This is a genomic window from Acutalibacter sp. 1XD8-36 (assembly GCF_009917525.1).
Taxonomy (GTDB): domain Bacteria; phylum Bacillota; class Clostridia; order Oscillospirales; family Acutalibacteraceae; genus Acutalibacter.
On sequence record NZ_QZDU01000001.1, the window covers coordinates 351,028 to 372,627 of the forward strand.

Sequence of the window (21,600 nt, forward strand, 5' to 3'; positions counted from 1 at the left end):
CCAGCTCACTTCACACCGCCAATAGCCGTAATAGGCCAAACGCGGAATAGCAGCTTGCCGACTATCAGGTCTTGTGTTACCGCGCCCAGAGCCGTGTTTCGGCTGTCCACGGACTGGGCGCGGTTATCACCCAGTACAAAAAATTCATCCTGAGGTACACTGTAGGGAAATGTCACATTAGATTCGCCGAGGGTCTTCTCGGTTACATAGGGCTCCGAGATGGCCTGGCCATTTACGGTAACATTGCCGTCCCCGTCGATATCGACCTCGTCCCCGCCCTTTGCGATAATGCGCTTCACAAGCAGGGTATTGTTGTAGTAAAAGGCAACGATGTCTCCCCGCTGGTACTCCGAGGCCTTGCCTGTCACCACAAAGTCGCCGTTTCTAAGGGTCGTGTTCATGGCCTCCCCTTTTATCTCCAGCACCGGAAACATAAGGACCGCCACTATGACCGCCGCGGCTGTCACCACCAGCAGCACAAATATCGTGCTTCTCAGCACCCGGTTGTACTCTTTCCTGTTGTTCTCTTTCTTTAGTTCAGCCTCGATTTGCTCGATGGTCGGTAACTCAAGCTCCTTGCCTTTCATCAGCACCCCTGTCAGCGCTTGGGCCGCAGCACCTGGCTCTGGGACACCGGCCTGCCATCGACTATCTCCACGGCGTTGAGCATCTGCATACTGTTCTCCGGCGGGACCTCTGGGGCCGGGATAAATTCATCCGGGCTCTGCGGCGGGTACGCCGGGTATGACGGGTACGATGGCTCCGGCACGGCCGGGACAGGAGGCTGCTGCTCCCTTGCATATGCCGCGTATCTATACTGCGGCTCGTTATAGTAGGCGCGAGGCTGCTCCTTCATATACTGCGGCTGGCTCCACTGGCCCGCCGGCATTGGCGGCGGCTCTCTGAAGTGCTGAGGCTCCCGGTAAGGGGGAGGAGGCTCTCTGTAGGCCTGAGGCTGCCGGTAAACCGGCGGCGGTGCCTGGGGCCTGGGACGCTCCCTCTTGGGCTGCTGGGCCTGATGGCCCTGGTTCTGCACCGGCCCAAACAGATAGTCGTAGTATTCCTGCTCCCTGCGCGTATGCCTCCCGGTAACCGGCGCCTCTCCTGCCACGTGACCGTCGGTATACCTCGCGTCTCCATGCCGTGCCTGAGGCTGCGGCGCAGTCCTGACCGGCTGCTGTACAGGCGGTACCGGGGGCGGGGCCGCCGACGGTGCAGCGCGGGGAGCTGTAGCCGCTGGCTGCTGCTGTACCGGTGGCGGAGGGGCATAGTAATCATCTGGGACCGGCACTGCAGCCACAGCAGTCCCCGCTCCGTCAGCCTTTATTGCGCCGCCTTGAGCAGACTGCAGGGCTGCACGCAGCTTATGTATCTGCGTGTCCTTGTCGTCAAGACGGCGTTTCAGCCGCTCGTAGCTCTCCTCAAGCTGCTGCAGTTTGTCCTGCGCCTCAGCTAATTCCAGCTTTGCCTTTTCAGCCTCCCTGCCCTGCGCAAGCATAAGCTGCAAAAGCTCCCTGCGCCCGAGTTTGTGGAGTTCCTTATCTGTCAACAAGCCACCCCCTTTCTGCGGTCTCTGTGTTTGTTTATTTTCTGCGCCTGCGCCGTACCAGGCACCCTGCCGCCAGGAACATTACAGCACCCGCACCAGTTAAGCCCCATGTACTTGCACCACCGGTTTCAGGTAAGCGGAACTCTTTGAAGATATTGATGAACTTAAATTGGGCCATCACGTCTTCGCTTATCGTACCTGAATAAACACTGCCTTGCAGCCGCCCATCGTTCGGGTCAGCATAAATTTCATAGTCATACTTCTGTTTATCTTTATCCTTAACTATAAATTCAATCTTGGTGCCATCTTCACTTTCCTCTACCCTATCAAAAACGCCGCACTCTTCTATAGTATACTTTGTTCCAACAGGCAGATATTGTATCTCTATCCTCTCGCCCTTTTTCAGAACAAAATATGCTCCATCAAAAAGTACTCTGCTGTCAAGGTAACCGTCGTTCTCAGACTCCTGGATAATCCCTTCTTCATCGTACTTTACATATCTAAAGTTATCCAGTACCTTGTCACCGTTCTTATCTCTTAGCGTGAGCTTGAAAAGGAATTCTTCTCCAGTATCAAAATCAACAGTTTCATCCGAAAGCCCGCCATCTATTGTCTGTTTTTTAACTTCCTTGCCAAAGGACAGGGTGCGGTAGTCCTCTTCTGTTCTCGTACCATCGATTCCGCGCACTGACGGCAGCGTATACTGCATCCAACAAGTAGAGCCGGACGCGCCTCTTTCTGTATAATAGAAATCAAGCCGGTACTTCTGGGCTATTCCTTCTTTTACATAATCCCACAAATTTACCATCTCGCCAACTGACGAGTGCACGCCGCCGATATCACAGATAAGCTGAGAGTCTCCGAATGCCGCCGCCTCACCGTTTACAGGCGTGAGGAACACCCACATGTCATCGTCTCCGAAGAAGATATACTCCAGCGGGCCTCTGTACGCCTCGGTTAGCTCGAATTCAATGGCAAAGTGCATACCGAAGTAAGCGTTGTGGTCTTTGCCATCGTCGCTGAGAGGAAATAGGTCCCAGTCACCAGTTCCCCATTTTTGATTAAACTTATCGCTACCAAACATGAAGTCTTGCTTATCGGAATTACCTGTGATATCGTCCATCGGCCAAAATATATTAGACCGAAGATGAGTATTAGTGCCAGGAATTATGAGCTTGTCTAAATCTCTAGCTCCTGTCCCACCAGTTACCGACGCTATAGAAAGCGTATGGGTATCACCAACTTTATTAAAAGTCAACGTGCCTTTATAGTCTGTCTTTCCCTCGAGCGTTGTCTCTCCAAACAAATTTGGCGCACTCACACCGTCTGAAAACACTGGCGTAGGTCTTGTTGCCCCTTCAAGGACTTGCAAACCTGTTACTAGCCCAAATGTACAGTTCTTAAATCCATTAACATTAGCCTTATTTATTTCATTCCCCTTCCATGCCACTGTCCCATAATTTGTACCCGTATTATTGTTACCAAATGCATACCTTGCACCATCTCCAGTATAGTTACCATCACTGTTTATACCGTTATTTTTTGTGCTATTCGCACGTTTTACGTCCCCAGTTTGCGTATATCCATTGCTGATATCATAGTCAAAGAAATTAGCATCTACTGTAATAGTTTCATCACGTTTGGGCTCATACACCAAACGAATCACATCGTCAGGTGTAATATACAGGTAATTAGGATATCGTTCTGCAGTTTCTTCACGGTTAGTAAAATTCATCTCGCTTGCATCTATATTATTCTCCGGCGTAAAAGCATCTGCACCACCACCACAGACATGACCGTAAGTTTTCCAATACTTTCTTATGTCATCATCACTGTTGGCGTTATCTACAGTTTTTTTGAAACTCTCATCCTCGCTATACAGATTCTTAAACGCATCTCTTAGCACCCATATCTGCTTAATATCATAGTTATCGGCAGCACTGCCCTTCGGCGCAAAGTAATCCAGATTAGGCCGCTTGAAATATGTCGTCGGCTCATCCGTATAAATCTGCATCATCGTTTTATCAGTGGCTACACTTCCATCATAATTAAGGGCCAACTTTTGTGTTGCTGGCGTTATTCCATTTTGGGGAAGTCTTCTGCCAGAAGTATCAATGATATCCAGCGTGCCGTCAGTACCAATCTTCGCCTTATCCAGCCACGCATAATACTGCACAGTAAAGTCCGGGTTTTCCGCCGTGACAACAGTCACGCCGAACGCCGGCGGGCCCTCACTGCCTGCGTCCTTTACAACCGTACTTATAGTGGCGCCGTTCTCATCCACTGTATCAGCCGAGCCAACGTCAACCGCGCTGCCCTCTTTTATCTGTTCCTTTACAAAATCTATCACATCTACTTCCGAGTCCTCGAAGTCTGAAACTTCAAAGGCCCCATCGATAGGCATAGAATATATCTCGTCTTCTTCAGCCTCTTCTGCTGCAGCCTTCTGGCTGTCAACTGATACAAGCGCAGCCATGGCAATTTTTGCGGAGCCGGACTCCTCTGCCGCTTCAGAGCTCCGCTCCTCCTCAAGCTCCACAGCAGCGTCAATAAGCCGCTTCTTAGCGGTGACATCCACCTCAACAGCACACTGTGTCAAATCCAGCTCGGAGCCTTTATAGTACAGGCCATATGAGACCACTCTCAGCTCCGGGAGTCCGTTATCAGTGTTGTCGGAGTAGATAGAATCTGCATAAGTATTATACTCTGGTGTATCTTCTCCCACCTGCTCTACCATTAGCCCAAGCGGATTTTCCGGGTCGTCCAGCACGTTGGCGGGCAGCACGTCTCCGGCGATAGTCACGGTCTCCTCAACCGGCCCATCATTCCACACAGGCTGAATTGTAGGCTCAGGCTCTGCCACAGGTTCCGGGGTCGAAACCGGCTCCGGCTCAGCCGTCGGCTCGGGCGTAGCTTCAGGCTCGTCAGCACTTCCAGTAAAGAATACTCCTGAGTCAGCTCTCTCTTCATCACTCATATTCTCAGGCTCACCCTCAGTGGCATTTTCGTCTGTCACTTCATCGAGCTCCTCAGTATCCGGCTGTGAAGCATCCTCGACATTTATGTCCTCAACGGCCTCCTCAGTCTGCTCTTCCTCCGGCTCTGGCTCTGGAGTTCTCTCCGGCTGCCCTGCTGTCTCCTTGGGGCGGGCAATACCATTAATATGGAAGACCATCATATAATCTTCGTCTTCATACTCAAAGTCCTGAGAAATGCTCAGTACAGTTTTTACTTCAGTATTGTTTGTATCCTGGCTCTGGTTATCATCAGTCCCATTATCGTCAAGCTTACTCTCGTCACCGTCTTCCTTATTTTGGAGCACAGCAAAGCCGACCACCGCCTCAGGAGTAACCTCAATGGCAACAGTTTTGCCATCCTGTTCAGTCACATCCAGAAGCCTGATTTTCTTCTCGTTCTGCACATAAATTCCCTCAGCTTCAAGGCCACCCACATTGCCATACCAAGCCATAGCGGTAACCTTACCCTCCTCCGCAGGCTCGATAGTAAGCTTAATGGGCTCAGACAAAACCGAGATGTCGTCAATACCAGAAACACTAACCTTTAACAAGGCACGCAGCTTGAGCTCCTCATCCTGCATCAGTTCAGCGAACTGCTCCTGCTTCTCTGGCAGGTCCTCGTTCTCGTCCACCCGTTCCACATTGACCCTTGCATTCTCCGGGAAATCTGCACCATTATATATTGCCGTAGCCCTTAGAGTACCGTCCTGATAGGTGGCAGTCCTCTGCCCGGGCATTTCCGCACCCTCGCCGTTACTCTCCAAGTCAGACAGCATATCGCCTTCGACACCGACCGCCCTATAGCAGTCCTCGCCGTGAACATGTTCCAATACCTGCAGCTGACCGCACTTTAACACAGGCATACCATCGGCTGCCTGTACACGGTTTTCTTCTGCCGGGGCCTCCTGAGAGCTGGCAAAAGCTATTTGAGATACATCCATACCTTTCGATGAAAGCTCCTGCACCTGTGCCTCGTCAAGCTGGTCTACTGTATGCAGATAGCATTCTTCAGTGTGGTTATGCAAATGAACATCATTCTTGCCGCAGGCAAGAATGTCCCCCGTGCTATAGCACGCGTCCGAGTGCGTGTGTGCTCCATCGCCCTCGTCCATACCACAGTCCAGCTTATTTGGATAGCAGCCGCTATCATGTATATGCGCTGCAGTCTCCTCTAGTTCACAGACTAACTCTCCGCTCTCGTCATAGCAGGTTTCCTGGTCGTGAGTATGTCCCTCACTCTCCTCGGTACCGCAAACCGGCTCCGCAGAATAGTCTGTCACATAACACAGGTCGGAGTGGACATGCCCTCCAGCACCCTCCTGCATCTCACAGATAAGGACCTGCTGGCTCTGATAGCACTCTGTCGTGTGTATATGTTCCTCAATTTCCGGAAGCATGCAGACCAGATTACCGTCCTTGTCATGGCAGTTCTCCTCATCATGCTTATGCATCACAAAGTCTGCCGTGCCACAGACTAAAACCTTCTGCACACCATCTTCAGGAGGAGTGTAGTAGCAGTTCTCACTGTGCTGGTGCGGTAGATTGTGTGTAAGCACACAGTCCAGCGCCATATTATTCATCGCACGGCCACTCATGCGCAGGGCCATCACAGTACCTACCACCACTACGCCAGCCATACATAGAAACGCCGCTATTCTTTTCTTCCGTTTTCTCTGCTCCCGCAGCAATCTTATTGCCTGTCTATTGGGAGATTCCATAATGCCGCCTCCTTATATCCTATAAATCCGTAGCAGGCATACTGCCTGCACTCGGTATCATTTTGCCTCGTCTATAAGCAGTCCGGCCCGGTTTAGCGGCCATATGCGGCACGCCACCCGGCCCAGCACCATGTCCGCTCCCACGCACCCAACCGCAGCATGGCGGCTGTCAATGCTTGCAGAGCGGTGGTCGCCCAGCACAAAATACTGGTCTATTGGTACCTGGTATGGCAGCGGTATGTCACAGCTGCCCTTTGCCTTTTCCTCCAAATAAGGCTCATCCAAAGGTACATCATTAACATAAACTATGCCGTCGCTGTCGATATTGACCATATCGCCTCCAACGGCAACTACTCTCTTTACAAAAATCGTATTGTTATGGTAAAAGGCTATTATATCGCCTGAAGATATCTTCACCCCGCTGACTGAAACTATCACGTCCCCACTTTGTAGCGTAGGCGCCATAGAGGTTCCCTCAAGCTGTACAACCGGGAACAGGAAGACCACAAGGATAACAACCGCCGCAGATACTACGGCCAGGAAAAAGAGCGTATTCCTCGCCACTCCAGTCCAGAAATGCTTCTTCTGCTCGAACTTCAGCTCCCGCTCCAGCTGTTCAAGTGTGGGCTTCTCTTCCACAATATCTACAGCTTCGTCCGCCGCAGGCTCCAAGCTGGTGGTGTTCTGGTGTGGCGCCTCGTTCATCGTCCATCTCCCCTCTTATCAGATATTATACTCTGTTTTATATCTGATTGCAAGAGTTTTTCTTTAAATCGCACTAAGTGACTGATTTATTCCCACCCTGTGAGATATAAAATCATTATATAATAATTGACCGATGGTGTAAAGCTGTAAACTTGACAATTTTTTCTATAAATAAAAGTTTAAAAAATATATATTTTACCGCCTATTTTTTCAGGTCCTGCAGTGCTCTGTACAGCCTTGCAATGTCTACCGGCTTCGCCAAGTGCTCGTTCATACCGGAGTCCTTTGCATTCTGCACATCCCTCTCTGATGAATCTGATGACAAGGCAATAATTGGCACGATACCGGCGTCAGGTCTGTCCATACCCCGAATAGTTCTTGCTGACTCAAATCCCGACATAACCGGCATACGCAAATCCATAAGCACGCAATCAAACGCATTCACCTTCGACGCTGCAAATGTATCCGCACCGGCCCTCCCGTCGTTCGCCAGTACAACTGAAGCTCCCGCTTTCTCCAACACGATTTTCACTATTCCCCGGTTAATCTCATTGTCCTCCACTACCAGGATATTCATGCCCGATAATTCCTTGTATGTACTTTCATGGCTACCTGTTTCCAGTATCTCCCGGACTTCCTCCGGCTCTATGCTCAAAACTCCGGCTGCTGAGCACTCCAGAATCCCATTCATGTCCGGGCCCACCATATATATCCCCTCCGCTCATTACTTTCCGCTCTAGTTAACATATAATACAATATATTGAGATAATATGCAAGAGGTTTCTACCAAGTGGGCAGGAAATTAACCTAAGTGGGAAGATAAAAAACTTGACACCGTCCGGCTGCGCTATTATTATAGTATACAATAAGGCCATAGTCTCAATATATATGCAAGATGAAAAGGGGTTCAAAATAATGACATTGTTAAGGGATATATCTTTTCTTCTGTCCATGTTCCATGTTATAATACTGTTTCTTCTGCTATTCGAGCCTAAATATTCCTGGAAAACAACCATGGTTATCAGCTTCGGCGGTTGTATGGCAATAATGGTTGCAAATGCGCTTCTGATGATATGGAAGGGACCAGCCATTATCATGAGTGTCGCATTCTTTACATGCACTATCCCCTCTGCAATAATTTTCCTTGCACTTTCCAGACACTGTGGCGGGCGGTTTTTCTTCCTGTTCTGTCTGACCGATACATTGTCCTTCTGGATACTACAGATTACTAACTTCTTAGACCGTCTGACCGGCGATACATATGTTGTCATGTTCATATCCCGGCTCGTTCTATTCCCTCTGGTTGAATGGTTTATCTGGCAGTACCTACGCATACCGTATATAGAGCTGCAGAGAAACCTTAATAAAGGCTGGTGGCTGTTTGCAGCAATCGGCGGCACATATTACCTTCTGATTATGGTGACCTCCGTACCGGTCGGTACGCCTATGCCCGACAAAGTTGGAGTTATGCGCATAATATTGGTACTGATACTTATGCCTCTGACATATCTAACTATTTTACGCTCCCTCTGGCGTCAAATGGTGGAAAACCGTACACGAACTGAGATGGCAGTACTCTCCACCCGAAGCCAGCTTGCACTTGAAAATCTGCGTATCGTACAGGAGAGCGGCGCTGCCCTCATACAGGCCCGGCACGATATGCTCGGCAACTTGAGTGTGCTCCAGTCATTAAGCTGGAAAAAGGACTATGATGGGCTGGACAGATACCTTGCCCTGCTCACCCGCCAAACCGAGAAAATCGTACCAATAAAAATAACGAATCACCCGATAGTCAACGCTATTCTGGCCCAGGGAGCCGAACGCGCTCAAACATCTGACATAGACTTTCGCTGTAAAGTGACTATTCCAGAAACTGTCTCTATACTGGATGAAGACTTGGCAGCATATCTAATTAACCTTGTGCGCAATGCCCTGGAAGCGGTCGAGATGCTTACACGAGACCAGGAGAAATGGGTAGAAATAACTATCCACATTCGAGGTAAATATCTATTCATTGAGTGCAAAAACCCATACTCACATGCCCCGGACCCCGACGGGGACAGCGGACGGTACATTTCACGCAAAGGCGACGGGCACGGCTACGGCTTGTGGATTATGGAAAAGGTAGCGCGCCGGTACCAAAGCGAGCTTTACACTGAGGCCAAGGATGGGGTCTTTCTCGCCCGCACAGCACTGCTTATGCCTGAAAGTAAATAGAAAGGCCGCCGTCTTTCACTTGAAAAGGCGGCGGTCAGTTTTTTAGAAACTCCATGTACTGCTCTATGGCGGGCTTATAAAAGCGCTTACTTATTGGAATGATGATATCGTTATCCAGCTTCGCCTGATAGCGCACCAACTCTGTAACATGGGAAAAGTTTACTATATAGCTGTTATGGCACCGGCAGAAACACCATCCCGGAAGAGTTTGCGCCAGTTCCCGCAAAGTGCCGGACCACTCTTCCACTCCATTTTTCAGGTGAAAAATAATCCTGTGCTGTGCAGCCTCAACAGCATAAATATCACTGTACGCAATCGATAAATGCTTGCTGCCCGCTTTCAGATATATTCTCGCGTCCAGGTACTGTCGGCGTAAATCATCCCGTATCAGCCCGGCCAGCTTCTCCTTATTCACCGGCTTTAGAAGATAGTGCAAAGGCTGTGTATCAAAGCTGTCAAACACATAGTCTCGATAGCTGGTAATATAAATCAGCCGAAACTCAAGTTCTTTTTCCCGAAGCGAAGCTGCTGCACTCAATCCATTAACATCGCCAAACTCCACATCCAGGAGCAGGAGACACCCCTCTTTGCCCCTCTCGAGAGCGTCTATAAGAGGCTCTGCTTTGGAGTAGCAGTCTATGTTAAAATCCACGCCTTGAACTAAGCCCTCTGCTGTCAGGCATTCCGACACGATACCTGCAGCTTCCTCCAGAAATACCGTGTCATCATCGCCAATAATAATGCGGTACATAATTTTACCTCTCTTCCACTCAATTTATATTTTATTATAACACAGCGCCGCAGTTAAGTAAAGTGCTAAAAAGCCACAGCATAAACGAAAAAGTCCTTACAGTATATTTAAATACTGTAAGGACTTCCAGTTGTGGTGCAGGTAACAGGAGTTGAACCTGCAAGAGCTTGCGCTCATATGGACCTGAACCATACGCGTCTGCCAATTCCGCCATACCTGCTCACATCGTCTGGGCTATCGCCCTAACGCTCATTTATTATAGCACCGGCAATATTGTTTGTCAAGACTTTTTTTGCGTTTTTTCTCAAAAATACTATTGTCTCTTCTCGGCACGCACCAGAAGCATCATCGGTCTGCGCAGTTCGTCTGCCATTCCCGGCTGGCCAAGCATTTCCTCAGGCGGCTGGGCCTCCTCAACGGCAGTCAGCGTAAACCCACAGCGAAGCAGACCGTTAAGTATCTGTGTAAGTGTATGGTGCTGCTTTTTTACCTTGCAGCCCAGGAAATTTGTGACCCTCTCTCCAGGTGAAAAGTATCCGTCTATGGGCCAGTACAGAGGAGCCCCGTCAGCATCGTACACCCAATCCTGACCCACGCCTGCGGTAAATACCGGATGCTCTATATTGAACAAAAATACTCCTCCGGGCTTTAGAGTCGTGAAGACCTTTTGATACACTGCCTCCAGATTTTCAATATAGTGCAGGGCAAGGTTTGAGACTACAATATCCCACTCATCAGCCGGATACTCATAATCCTCAATACCGCACAGCCGGTACTCAATAGCCTCTCCCCCGCTCCGCCCAGCTTCAGCCAGCATTTTCTCGCTGATGTCCAGACCCAGCACCCGGACAGCTCCCTGCTCTGCGGCATACCGGCAGTGCCAGCCGTAGCCGCAGCCCAGGTCCAGTACAGAGCTGCCAGACACGTCGGGAAATAATTCCTTTAGCTGGTGCCACTCCCCGGCAGCCTTAAGGCCCTGCCTGCTCCTAGGCATTTGGGAATACTGCTCAAAAAATTTAGAGTCGTCATATTCGTTCGTCATTTTGTCCCCTCCTAAAGTGGTAATTGTATAGTACATGACAAAGCTTTTTCAATGGCTTATTTTATTCTAGGACGGCGCCTTATGTACATTACTACCTTCTCTCCAAGGGCAAGGAGTGCGGCGAAAAGCGCGCCTAAAAAGCCGTATAGCACCGGCCTCATTATCACCATATTTTTGAACTCAATTATTTCTCTGCCCGCCACCGATTTCGGCAATGATGGACTGAGAAACCCAGTATCGGAAGCAGGCGGTGCAAAGCCTTTCAACGCGCCGAAAAACTCGTCTATCGCTCCAGTAATAGTGCCGATATCCGTAATGCGCTCCCGGGGCAATAAGGATGATGGCAGCTCTATGCTGTTAAGCACAATGGGAACACACGCCAGCAGGAGCACTCCCAGCACCAGATTCACACCCAAATACCAGCGGTTGCGTTTGGCTTCCTTTGAGTATACACACGAAAATATCCATAGGATCAGTACCGCCATGAACATACCTGTTAACAGGCCCAATGCAGTGAAATTATCCAGCATCTGGGTCATGTCATTGAAGCTGTACACTTTTGCTCCGGCAAGCTCACGTATACGGCTTTTTGCCCGCCCGGCCATAAACGGCGCCTGGTCGTCCTCCACATAGAACTGGGCAGCTTTTTCGCTCCTCTCCTCAAGCTTTACACCTTCGGGAAGGTCCTTCCAGTCCGTCTCCGGAATTAGGTCCTCAGGAAATACCGCCAGCCAGTGGTCCTCAACCTTGTCGCCGTTACGGATGACCTCAACCAGCTCTCCCTCGCGCAATGGCTTAGAGCTGTACTGCACATAGTCTCCCCAGGCGCTGCTCATCATCAGCTTATCTTCAACCTGCAGCCATCCTTGTTCCTCTGCCACCCGGGTGCCAGCTTCCCAGCCGGTCCCTTCATATATCTTGTATAGGTGTGTACCGTTCTCGTCCTCTATCAGGCAGTCAGCAGGAAGAGAGGGGTCGCTGTCCCATCCGCCGTCGGGCTCAACGGAGGTCACTTTTGGTATCATCTGCTCCTCAATCTTCATAGCTAGGAACGTGCACGCCCCAACCATCCAAAATATCAGTATAAATATAAGTAGCGCTCTCTTTTTCATCTTATTTCACCTCCGCAAGTACAATACCCTCTACAAGCTCACGATTAAAGTAGGTGAACAGGAACAGCGGCGGCAGCACCACCAAAATGCAGCACACCAGCTGCAGCGTCGGGTCAGCCGGAGGCACATAGGCAAGCGCCACAGATATGGGATAGCGCTGGAAATCTTTAATATATGCAATAGGCTGTTCCACCATGTTCCATCCGTCTAAAAATGACAGCAGTGTTACACAGACCAGACCGCTGGTATTCATGGGCAGGACTATCCTTGTAAGCATTCTGAACAGGCCGCAGCCGTCCAGCTTTGCCGCGTCAATAATGTCCTCGCTTACCGACTTAAAGCTCTGTGTTAAAATAAATGTGCCAAGAGGGATAAAGATTGAAGGGAATATCAGAGCAGAATATGTATCAAGCAGGCCCAGCTTGTCGAGCATTATGTAGTTTGGCGCAAGAGTAACTTGCAGCGGCAGGACCATCAGTATCATCAATATAAATAGTAACAAGTTTTTGCCGGGGAAGTCACATTTTGCAAAGCCATATCCCGCTAAAATTGAGACCACAAGCTGCCCCGCGACTATCACCAGACAGATACACAGGCTCTTCCAGAAGCGCAGGAGATACTGCGGCGAGCCCAGAAACACGTCGTAATAATACCCGAAGGTTATACCGTTTGGAGTCAAAAAACTCAGTGTCAGGACATAAACAAAGGGCGCTATGGAGATAAAGGCAAATATCCACGCAAAAATATTTCCTGTTATGGAAGTCTTGGTTTTCATGCCCGAAACGCCTCCTTCCTGCGGACAAATATATAGAACACTGCAAACACAATAAGTACCACAATGAGCAGCAGCACCGAAGCAACCGAGAGCTTCGCGTAGTTCAGATTCTCGAAGCTGTTATTCAGGAAATGCTGGAGCATATATATGTTCTCGTTAGGATGGGTGCCGCCTATCAGAAATATCTCCCTGAAGCACTTGAAGGCGTTTATAAGCGAGAAGATTATCGCAAAGAACACGGAGTACCACATCTGAGGCGTGGTGATATAGAAAAACTTCTGCCACCCGGACGCGCCGTCCAGGTCGGCGGCAGAATACTGCTCCTCTGGTATAGTCACAAGGCCCGCCAGCAGCAGTATGACGCTGTAGCCTGTGTTCTTCCAGAGATACAGGAGCAGCACTACCCCAAAGGCCGCCGGACCGCCCAGCCAGTCCACAAAGGGCAGGCCAAGGGCGCTGGCTACGCTGGGTACCAATCCAACCTCGGCAAAGAGCAGCTCCACCAGTATAACTGCCCCAACCACCGGCATAATGTACGGAAACAGAAATACTGACTTTAACAGCTTATGCTTGTTGGCGTGCTTCTGCATCAACAGGGCTATCAAATATGCCAGCACCATAATAAGCGGCAGTGCCGCCGCCAAAAAGCGCATAGTGTTCCCAAAAGCCAGGGTAAACATATGGTTTGCAGTCACATCCTGGTAATTTATGAAGCCTATAAAATACAGCGCGTCCCCGCTTCCGGTACTTAGTGAATACTGTACCACCAGCACGAACGGTATTGCATAGAACAGCAGGCACCCAATCATAAGCGGAGCAATCAGCAGATAGCCCTGCAATGCGGATTTTGAGCGTTTCATTTTTATCACTCCTAATTTTTAGCTTTCAGCAAGCAGCATTTCTATCAAAACATACTTCTCATGGACAGATTTTTTCCTCGCCTCCTCGTCATACCACTGCACAGTCCAGAGGTTTGCATCTACCGGCCCCGGGAAGTTCGCCGCATTTATCTGCTCCTGCATTTCTGTAATGGCCCTATAATTCGCCTCGTTCATCTGCCAACAGCTCCCTGAAGGCGTGTCGCTGCTGCCCATGCCGGTATATACAGGCAGTCCCTGCATACAATATTGGAAAATATTGCTAGTTTGCTGGGCCTCCGGGTCCAACAGGTAATCGATAACACGGAAAGCTTCGTCCGGATACCGGGCGTTGCGAGTAATGGCTATATCCCGCTTCTGGACGTTAAAGGATGGGAGCAGTATCTCAAGCTGATACAGAAATCCCCCCAAAACCAGGAACCTTGTTCAGTGTCTTGGTGATGGCTTCGGCAGGACATCGTCAACTAGGTCTACCAGTACGGAGACTGTCTTCAGACCGGTGGTCTCCTCCAGATTTTCCGTCTTGGCAACGGTGTCCTTTAGACAATCCCGGGCTTTGCGTCCACAGCTAGAGAGGGTAAGCAAGAACATTACCGCCAGCATAAGGGCTGTCACCTTTTTACTGTTTATCACTCCTTTTATATATTATACACTATTTTTTAGCTTTCTGCAAGCAGCATTTGTATCAGCATGTATTGCTCATGCACGCTCTTTTTTAGCTCCTCGTCCGTTGCACCAAAGATTTCCCATACAGCCATATCCACCGGCCCTAAAAACTTTACCTCGCTTATCTCAGCCCTGGCTGTCTCGAACTCCTTGAAGTTTGCATCTTTCATGTACCATGAGTTTTCCATTGGGTATTCCTCGCTGCCAACGTCTATATGTACCGGCATACCTCCCATTAGGCGCTCTGCATACAAATCGGTTTTCTGCTGGCTCCCGGTCCTCATTATATAGTCAATTATTTTAAAGGCAAGTTCCGGATACCTGGCATTGCGGTTTATTGCAGAAAAGGCTGTTATATTTGCGGTGACTCCACCGTTTACGTTTCGTGCGGGGATTATGCAGTAGTTAGGGCTGTCCTCACCCATGGGAATGCTCACATCATCCCAGCAGGTCTTTGTGCGGAAAAACGCGCCCTGATGGCAGTTTTCGTCTTCTTCCATTGAATTGTCGAAAGAAGCTGAAGCCATTTTTGCCATTTCAAAGTCTTTCATAATGTATTCCAGCAATTCTTCCTCCGTAAATATCGGCTCATCCGCTCCGGGCTCCATCACCCGGCCCACGAAGTCCACAGTTCGTATTTGGCTTGCGAACCTGACGGCGGTATTGTCACTTTGCACCATTTCCATGCGGGTTTTAGGACACACAAAGTCTTCAAGACCGTACTTCTCCTTCTCTACTATTGTCACAGAAAAGAAGTAGGCCATCGGGATAATCTGCTGCCCCTCCTCATTCCTTCCCGCCTCCATTACCACCGGAAGGAACTTATCCCATTCCATATACTTCGCTTTATCAATATAGTCATCTAGCGGCAGAAAAAGCCTGTTTTCCATGGCCTTTTCCGGAAAAGTAAAGAACGGGTCCTTACTACCGCCATAAGTTATACCACTTATGCCATACGTATCCTGACCGCACAGAAACAAATCAGGTCCCTTTCCCGCCATTATTTCAGTCTTAATACGGGTGACAGCATTGCTCCTGTCCACACCTTCATCGGGCATATATTCCAAAAAAACTGTAAATTCCGTGCCGTACCCCGGCAGGCTTGCCAAGGCGTCAATAAACTGCCCGCTTTTCGCCCCAGCCTCTGCATTTGGCAGGTCCATCAGCACCCTCACCACCTTCGTTCCAAACTTTTCTTCCATCTGCTCGACGGTAAGGTTCTCACGCTTCCCTGTGCCAGAGCTGCTTTGAGGAGCGCTTCGGCAGTGGGCAAGAGTCATCAGACATACCAGAGCCAGCACCAGAGCTATCAATTTTTTCATGGTCGTTACTCCTTTTCTGTAAGATATTTTAGTTTGATACAATAACTTTGTAATGCTTATGACTCCGCCAGCATCATATTCATGGTGGTATAGCACTTGGACACAAGCTTATCTATTTCCTCATCGCTGCCCGCCGCCCTGCATTCTTTGAACAGCTTTATCAGCTCCTGGTCGATAACAGTTGGAATGTAGACAAAGGAAATTTTTTCAGCCAGCTCTTTTTGCAGGGCCCGCCTCTCCTCAGACAGGGTGAATGCGTACATAATGCTCCTGCCGTCATCAAAAAAATCGTCGTAGATGGGATTGCCTCCATTCCAGGCGCGAAGGTTGTTGAACAGGAACATTGCAGATTCGTCCATAGTACGGCTCTCGCTCCAGAAGCCCTCTAATGTCAGAAAATCACGATTCATCATCATGTCAACCAGAGTCAATGCGTCCTCTTTATTGGTGGTATTTTGATTTACAGCGATATAACTGTTTATCTTTGCGGTAAGTCCGCCTTCAGTGTTGTACAATGGGATTATAGTCTCAGCTTCCCCATGAATGCCAAGCTCTGTGGATTCCTCCTCGCCCGCAAGCTCAGTCATGGCCCAAGCTATGGCGTTTTCTTCGTCATAAGTGAAGGACAAAGCCTCTTTTACACGCCTACTCAGTTCCTCCTCGGTAATCGACATCGACTCGTTTTCATAGTCCGCCACTTCAGTCAGTGCCACATCCCGGAACCTTCCTCTTTGAATGGCGGCGCCATATCCTTCCCTCGCTGCCTTGTCACTAATTTCAAGCGCCTCGTCCCAAGAGCCAGGTATATTGCCCACCGGCTCATCCGTTCCGGCAACATTATAACCATAGAACATTGGCAAAAGCATCTGGCCCTTGTCCGAGTGTCCCGCAGCCAGAATTTTACTGTTCATAGCGTCCCAATCCATAAACTTTGCGTTGTCCTTCAGCTCGTCCAGAGGCATAAAATACTTATCCATCGCTATCTCAGGTATCTGGAACAGCAGCTCTCTGTCCGGCAACGGCGGTGCATACATAAGGAACACATCAGGCCCGCCGCCGGACAGCAGTTCCGTACGCAGGCTGGTCAGCCGGGTGTGCAGTTCCGCTCCCTCTAATGGAAGCACCTCCAGCTCAATATCTATTCCTGATGGCAGGCCTCCAAGATACTCAATAATATGGCGCAGGTCATCCTCACCGCCAAATTCTTCGTCGGGAAACCCCACATTTGTCACTATCCACAGAGTGTCGGTTGGCTTGCGCTTTTTCTCGCAGCTCGTCAGCAGTATGGTAACTAAGCATACAAGCGCCAGTAACACGGCTATTCCTTTTTTCACGATGTGTTCCTCCTTACAAAATAATTATGACTCAGCCAGCATCATCTGCATCTTCACATAGTGCTCATGTACAATCTCGTCAAGTCCTTTTCCGCTATCGGCATTGATATCGTCCATAAGACTCTCAAACTCATGCTCCACCGGGGTACGGAATACCACTGCGTTTATTTGCTCCAGCAAGGTGGCATACTGGCTGTCGTTCCACTCGCTTGAGCTCCATCCGGCACATGGTATGTCCATATGCACTGGCTGGCCGTTTAGCTGCTTAAGCATATCACTGTTTTGACCTTGGGCTGTGAAAATAGTCTCGACTACCCTGAAGCTGTTTTTCGGCTGTTTTGTATTACGGTTTATAGCGGCGAATGCGCCTATCGTTGCAGTAATGCCGCCTTCGATGTTATAACTCGGCACAAGCCAATAATCAATTCCCCCTTCGCAGCTCATAGGAGAATAACCGCCTATGGAATAATTGCCTACAGTCCCTCTGTCATGCAACGGGTCTTCTACATAAAACTCTGAGAAATCCTCTCCGCTCAGCCCCTGCATCTCTTCTATGCGTTTTACGATTTCCTCCTCAGGTATAAGCATTTCATCATGCTCATAGTCCTCTATCTGCCCAAAGATTGAGCGCATCCATCTGCAGCTGCTTGTATACTGTACCATCCTGTCCGGGCTCTCAAGCATCTCGTCAAATGTCATTGGCAGTTCAGCCTCCAAAGTAAATTTATCCTTGTTGAATGTCATAATATGGAAGCCATATGTAAGTGGCAGAATCTGCTGGCCCTCGCTATTCTTGCCTGCCTCCATGATGTGGGGAGCTAACTTATCCCAATCCATGCGCTCCGACTCCTCTATGTACCCGTCCAGCGGCAGCAGCGCGTGGCTGTCCATGGCCTGTCTTGGAAACGGAAACACCGCCGAACCCCTGTTTCCGTTTTCCATTATGGGATTTTCACATAGGAGAATGTCCGGCCCCCCTCCTGCCAGTATCTCCGTTCTTACCCTGGTAAGCGCCGTATCCCGCTGCTGCTCACCGGTCCAAATATCAGGAATGGTCTCAGTTATTATCATAAACTCTGAGCCGTGGCCTGGGGTTGTGTTCAGCAGGTCGCTTACGGCATTGGGCGTTAGGTTTGACTGGCTCATGTCTACGAGCACTGTAACCATGGGCAGTTCTTTAATGCCTTCATCGGTGACAGCTTTCATCGTGGGCACAGGCTCGCCATTCCCCTTACAAGCCGTAAGCACGTAGCATAACACGCATACGACAGTCAGAAGACCTATAACTGCTTTTTTCATGGTTTTCTCCTCCTTAATCCAATAACTTATGACTCAGCCAGCATCATCTTCATAGTTGTATATGTCTTATGAACCGCACGGCGTATGCTGTCCTCTGTGGCGTCATCAGCACTACAGGCTTCTATCAGAGCGTTCTCCGCCTCGCGGTCCAGGGGAGTATAGAACTTTACGGAATCTATGCGGTCTCGGGCCATTTGGTACTGCTCGAAGTTCCAATCATTCATAAACCATGGGCCTCCCTCCCACATAAAGCGGTTATCTGAGTTCCCGGCCTCCATGTCCATGGGCATTCCCTGTAATAAATAATACATCTCATTGCTCCGCTGGTCATTGCGCGAAAGCAGCTTATCCAGAACGGCAAAAGCCATTTCCTGGTGCTCCGTGTTTCGATTGACTGCACCATAGCTGCTGATTCCCGCTGTAATGCCTCCTGTTTTATTTGGGCCAGCGACGATAATTACCTCGTCCTCAGTGGATTGAGTGGCAAAATTCTGGTTGCACAGGATTCCGCCTACCCAACGCATGACACCGCTTTCTCCGCGAATGTCGTCATAGCCTCCAGCCTTGTTTGTCTGCTCTAACTCATGATAATTCATTGCCAGGTCAAATAGCTCATCTTCTGTAAAGCTAAGCTCTTCCTCTACAAAATCAGCCGGCTTGCCCAGGTACATTAAGAGATTATCGCGAATAGGCCTTGCCATATAGTCAAGCAACGGGTCTTCAGCTGCTATCATATCCTCTTGGGTTTTAGGCAGCGGGTTTGGCAGCTTGTAGTCCTCCTTCAGACAGGTGGAAGCAGTTATCACATAGGTAATTGGCAGAATCTGCTGTCCCTCCTCATTTTTACCTGCTTCCATTACTACAGGCAGCAGCTTGTCAAAGTCAGTAAACTGAGCGTCCTTAATGTAGTTATCCAACGGCAGAAACAGCTTGTTTTTCATAGCCTTCTCTGGGTATGGAAACATGCAGCCCTCAGAGGTGTTCAGCAGGTTTCCCATATAGCAATCCACGATAAATACATCGGCGCCCTTGCCTGACATAAGCTCAATCCCTGCTCGAGTGATAAAATTTGAGCGGTCTGGCTCTTGTGTCGGAACATACTCCATCTTCAGCTCATAATCTGCCATGCCAGATATGCCCAATAAAGACTCATGGATATCACTGCCTGGATTGCGTTCAGCGAAGTCGCATAGCACGGTGAGCGTGGGCTTTTCCTTCCCGCCTTCAGCCGTACCCGATTTGCCGCTGCCCTGGGATTCAGGGCCAGTATGAGCGCTGTTCTCTTTCTGAGCGCAGGCCGTGATGATGGCACATAAAAGTGCAATAAAAAGCAATAATGCAGTAAGTTTAATATGGTTAGTCTTTTTCATTTTTTGTTCCTCCTTATATATGCCATATTATGGCCTTTTAATAGTTTATACATATAAGAAGTCAGGCTTTTGATATTTGGTTGCATGAAAACTAAATTTTTTTAATTTTTATATAAAATAAAGAGAGATGCTATTTCTCACAGAAATAACATCTCTCTTTTTGGTGCGCGAGACGGGACTTGAACCCGTACGCCATAGGCACACGCACCTCAAACGTGCCTGTCTGCCAGTTCCAGCACTCGCGCAACTACGAGAGTTATTATAGCACTTTATTGTCGGGTTGTCAATCGGCTTTTACAATATTATTTCAAAATTTTTACTTCTCCTAATAAATCCAATAACCGAAAGCAATTTGCATAAGCAGCAAAAACATACTTACCGGCAGTTTCTTTTGGCTCGTATAGGCCGCCGTCACACAGGCTCTAAGCATCAATAAATTGAAAAACCATGTTGACAAACCACACCCGCAAGTGTAAAATATATAAGGTTTTGTCTATTTCCGGCGCTTTGCCGGGTCTATCTATTATGAAAGAGGGACTATTGATATGATTATGCTATTGAGTATCTCTGTAGCGCTTGTGGCCGGATTAATAATGACCCGGTTATTCAAGCGCTTTCATCTGCCGGACGTCACCTCGTACCTTATCGCCGGAGTGCTGCTTGGCCCATGCATTATCGGGCGGCTGGGCATCCCAGGGGTTGGGTTCACCAGCTTTGAACTGGTAGATTCCCTGCAGCCCATCTGCGATGTGGCCCTAGGCTTTATCGCCTTCGCCATTGGCAGCGAGTTTAGGCTCTCCTCCCTGCGTACTACCGGCCGTGCCGCTGTCATAGTTGGCATCTTCCAGGCCTTTGTCGCTACGCTTTTGGTGGACGCTGCGCTTTTGGTACTGCACATCTTCCTGGGAGACAAACTTCCTGTCTCCGCAGCCATAACCCTTGGCGCCATTGCTGCGGCAACTGCCCCTGCCGCCACTTTGATGGTGGTACGGCAGTATAAGGCTAAGGGACCTGTTACTGATATCCTGCTGCCTGTGGTCGCCCTGGATGATGCTGTCGGTCTTGTGATATTCGCCGTATCCTTCGGCGCTGCACAGGCCATGGAAACCAATAGCGCCAACATAGCTTCAATAATATTCGAGCCGCTGCTTGAGATTGTTCTGTCCGTAGCCCTCGGCGCGCTGCTTGGATGGGTGCTCACCTTTATGGAGCGCTGGTTCCAGTCCAACCGCAACCGTGTGGCAATGATAGCCGGATTTATAGTCCTTGCGGTAGCCATGTCCATGCTCTCCTTTGAGATTGGCTCTGTGCACGTAAAGTTCTCCTCCCTTCTGGTGTGCATGATGCTTGGTACCGTATTCTGCAATACCTGCGGCGGCTCAGAGGACCTGATGGGCCGGGCCGACAAGTGGTCTGCTCCCCTATTGACCCTGTTCTTTGTACTCAGCGGCGCGGAACTGCATCTTAATGTATTCACCGACTTTGCCATTGTAGGCATTGGGCTTATGTATATACTCTCCCGCTCTATAGGCAAATACCTTGGCTCCATGTTCAGCAGTAAATTCGCCGGATGCTCGCCGGAGATACAGAAGTACCTTGGCATAACCCTCCTGCCACAGGCGGGCGTAGCGCTTGGTATGGCCTCCCAGGTTGGGGCGCTTAGCGAGATAGGCTCCACCATTCGCAGCATTGTACTGTTTGGCGTGCTAATCTATGAGCTGGTTGGTCCCACGCTCACAAAGATGGCCCTTACCGCCGCTGGAGATATCAAACCGAAAGAAACTAAACCAGCTACTGCCGCTACTAAATAATTATATGCAGATACTAAAAGCACACTCCAAACTG

18 protein-coding genes and 2 tRNA genes are annotated in these 21,600 nt (G+C 49.3%); 2 read left to right on the top strand and 18 right to left on the bottom strand.

What is annotated here, in order from left to right; translation table 11 throughout:
- Positions 1-5 precede the first annotated feature (5 nt).
- From lepB (D5270_RS02050) to D5270_RS02070, 5 genes are all read right to left on the bottom strand, one after another.
- On the bottom strand, positions 6-587 hold the full coding sequence (gene lepB, locus D5270_RS02050) for a signal peptidase I (RefSeq protein ID WP_166542519.1): 582 nt from the start codon (positions 585-587) through the stop codon (positions 6-8).
- Between the two features lie 11 nt (positions 588-598).
- On the bottom strand, positions 599-1,549 hold the full coding sequence (locus D5270_RS02055) for a hypothetical protein (RefSeq protein WP_166542520.1): 951 nt from the start codon (positions 1,547-1,549) through the stop codon (positions 599-601).
- 34 nt (positions 1,550-1,583) lie between these two features.
- Positions 1,584-6,284 (bottom strand): DUF7601 domain-containing protein, encoded by a 4,701-nt coding sequence (locus tag D5270_RS02060; RefSeq protein ID WP_166542521.1) that lies wholly within the window; start codon positions 6,282-6,284, stop codon positions 1,584-1,586.
- A gap of 57 nt (positions 6,285-6,341) precedes the next feature.
- On the bottom strand, positions 6,342-6,989 hold the full coding sequence (gene lepB, locus D5270_RS02065) for a signal peptidase I (protein ID WP_166542522.1): 648 nt from the start codon (positions 6,987-6,989) through the stop codon (positions 6,342-6,344).
- 202 nt (positions 6,990-7,191) lie between these two features.
- Positions 7,192-7,695 (bottom strand): response regulator, encoded by a 504-nt coding sequence (locus D5270_RS02070; RefSeq protein ID WP_166542523.1) that lies wholly within the window; start codon positions 7,693-7,695, stop codon positions 7,192-7,194.
- 332 nt (positions 7,696-8,027) lie between these two features.
- Here D5270_RS02070 and D5270_RS02075 point away from each other — a divergent pair, with 332 nt between their 5' ends.
- Entirely contained in the window at positions 8,028-9,206 is a 1,179-nt protein-coding gene (locus tag D5270_RS02075) for a sensor histidine kinase (protein WP_166542524.1), read from the top strand.
- 34 nt (positions 9,207-9,240) lie between these two features.
- On the opposite strand, the gene D5270_RS02080 is transcribed toward D5270_RS02075, so the two are convergent.
- The 13 genes from D5270_RS02080 to D5270_RS02140 all read right to left on the bottom strand — a co-directional run bounded on the left by D5270_RS02080 (position 9,241) and on the right by D5270_RS02140 (position 20,000).
- Entirely contained in the window at positions 9,241-9,957 is a 717-nt protein-coding gene (locus tag D5270_RS02080; RefSeq protein ID WP_166542525.1) for a LytR/AlgR family response regulator transcription factor, read from the bottom strand.
- A 133-nt stretch (positions 9,958-10,090) separates the two neighbouring features.
- Positions 10,091-10,177 (bottom strand) — tRNA-Leu (locus D5270_RS02085).
- Between the two features lie 93 nt (positions 10,178-10,270).
- Entirely contained in the window at positions 10,271-10,999 is a 729-nt protein-coding gene (locus tag D5270_RS02090; RefSeq protein WP_166542526.1) for a class I SAM-dependent methyltransferase, read from the bottom strand.
- Positions 11,000-11,055: 56 nt separating this feature from the next.
- Positions 11,056-12,111, bottom strand: coding sequence for a hypothetical protein (locus D5270_RS02095; protein WP_166542527.1), 1,056 nt, complete (start codon positions 12,109-12,111; stop codon positions 11,056-11,058).
- A 1-nt stretch (position 12,112) separates the two neighbouring features.
- Entirely contained in the window at positions 12,113-12,886 is a 774-nt protein-coding gene (locus D5270_RS02100; RefSeq protein ID WP_166542528.1) for a carbohydrate ABC transporter permease, read from the bottom strand.
- Positions 12,883-13,746, bottom strand: a complete 864-nt coding sequence (locus D5270_RS02105; protein WP_166542529.1) for a carbohydrate ABC transporter permease — start codon at positions 13,744-13,746, stop codon at positions 12,883-12,885. Before D5270_RS02105 ends, D5270_RS02100 begins: the two co-directional genes overlap by 4 nt.
- A gap of 18 nt (positions 13,747-13,764) precedes the next feature.
- Positions 13,765-14,175: a hypothetical protein gene (locus tag D5270_RS02110; RefSeq protein WP_166542530.1), complete on the bottom strand. Its 411-nt coding sequence runs from the start codon at positions 14,173-14,175 to the stop codon at positions 13,765-13,767.
- A gap of 15 nt (positions 14,176-14,190) precedes the next feature.
- Complete coding sequence (locus D5270_RS02115; RefSeq protein ID WP_166542531.1) at positions 14,191-14,397, bottom strand: hypothetical protein; 207 nt, start codon at positions 14,395-14,397, stop codon at positions 14,191-14,193.
- A gap of 26 nt (positions 14,398-14,423) precedes the next feature.
- Positions 14,424-15,752: a hypothetical protein gene (locus tag D5270_RS02120; RefSeq protein ID WP_166542532.1), complete on the bottom strand. Its 1,329-nt coding sequence runs from the start codon at positions 15,750-15,752 to the stop codon at positions 14,424-14,426.
- A 56-nt stretch (positions 15,753-15,808) separates the two neighbouring features.
- Complete coding sequence (locus D5270_RS02125) at positions 15,809-17,086, bottom strand: hypothetical protein (protein ID WP_166542533.1); 1,278 nt, start codon at positions 17,084-17,086, stop codon at positions 15,809-15,811.
- 24 nt (positions 17,087-17,110) lie between these two features.
- On the bottom strand, positions 17,111-18,385 hold the full coding sequence (locus D5270_RS02130) for an ABC transporter substrate-binding protein (RefSeq protein ID WP_166542534.1): 1,275 nt from the start codon (positions 18,383-18,385) through the stop codon (positions 17,111-17,113).
- Positions 18,386-18,411: 26 nt separating this feature from the next.
- Complete coding sequence (locus D5270_RS02135) at positions 18,412-19,755, bottom strand: hypothetical protein (protein ID WP_166542535.1); 1,344 nt, start codon at positions 19,753-19,755, stop codon at positions 18,412-18,414.
- 161 nt (positions 19,756-19,916) lie between these two features.
- A tRNA-Leu gene (locus D5270_RS02140) sits at positions 19,917-20,000 on the bottom strand.
- Positions 20,001-20,300: 300 nt separating this feature from the next.
- On the opposite strand from D5270_RS02140, the gene D5270_RS02145 reads away from it, so the two are divergent.
- Positions 20,301-21,566, top strand: coding sequence for a cation:proton antiporter (locus D5270_RS02145; RefSeq protein WP_243150052.1), 1,266 nt, complete (start codon positions 20,301-20,303; stop codon positions 21,564-21,566).
- The last annotated feature ends 34 nt before the right edge of the window (positions 21,567-21,600 follow it).

Excerpts from the sequence above, each read along its gene's own strand:
- lepB (WP_166542522.1), bottom strand. The coding sequence starts at position 6,989 with ATGAACGAGGCGCCACACCAGAACACCACCAGCTTGGAGCCTGCGGCG.
- D5270_RS02135 (WP_166542535.1), bottom strand. The coding sequence starts at position 19,755 with ATGAAAAAGACTAACCATATTAAACTTACTGCATTATTGCTTTTTATT.
- D5270_RS02120 (WP_166542532.1), bottom strand. The coding sequence starts at position 15,752 with ATGAAAAAATTGATAGCTCTGGTGCTGGCTCTGGTATGTCTGATGACT.
- D5270_RS02080 (WP_166542525.1), bottom strand. The coding sequence starts at position 9,957 with ATGTACCGCATTATTATTGGCGATGATGACACGGTATTTCTGGAGGAA.
- D5270_RS02095 (WP_166542527.1), bottom strand. The coding sequence starts at position 12,111 with ATGAAAAAGAGAGCGCTACTTATATTTATACTGATATTTTGGATGGTT.
- D5270_RS02090 (WP_166542526.1), bottom strand. The coding sequence starts at position 10,999 with ATGACGAACGAATATGACGACTCTAAATTTTTTGAGCAGTATTCCCAA.
- D5270_RS02105 (WP_166542529.1), bottom strand. The coding sequence starts at position 13,746 with ATGAAACGCTCAAAATCCGCATTGCAGGGCTATCTGCTGATTGCTCCG.
- D5270_RS02060 (WP_166542521.1), bottom strand. The coding sequence starts at position 6,284 with ATGGAATCTCCCAATAGACAGGCAATAAGATTGCTGCGGGAGCAGAGA.
- D5270_RS02070 (WP_166542523.1), bottom strand. The coding sequence starts at position 7,695 with ATGGTGGGCCCGGACATGAATGGGATTCTGGAGTGCTCAGCAGCCGGA.
- D5270_RS02100 (WP_166542528.1), bottom strand. The coding sequence starts at position 12,886 with ATGAAAACCAAGACTTCCATAACAGGAAATATTTTTGCGTGGATATTT.
- lepB (WP_166542519.1), bottom strand. The coding sequence starts at position 587 with ATGAAAGGCAAGGAGCTTGAGTTACCGACCATCGAGCAAATCGAGGCT.
- D5270_RS02145 (WP_243150052.1), top strand. The coding sequence starts at position 20,301 with ATGATTATGCTATTGAGTATCTCTGTAGCGCTTGTGGCCGGATTAATA.
- D5270_RS02130 (WP_166542534.1), bottom strand. The coding sequence starts at position 18,385 with ATGAAAAAAGCAGTTATAGGTCTTCTGACTGTCGTATGCGTGTTATGC.
- D5270_RS02075 (WP_166542524.1), top strand. The coding sequence starts at position 8,028 with ATGGCAATAATGGTTGCAAATGCGCTTCTGATGATATGGAAGGGACCA.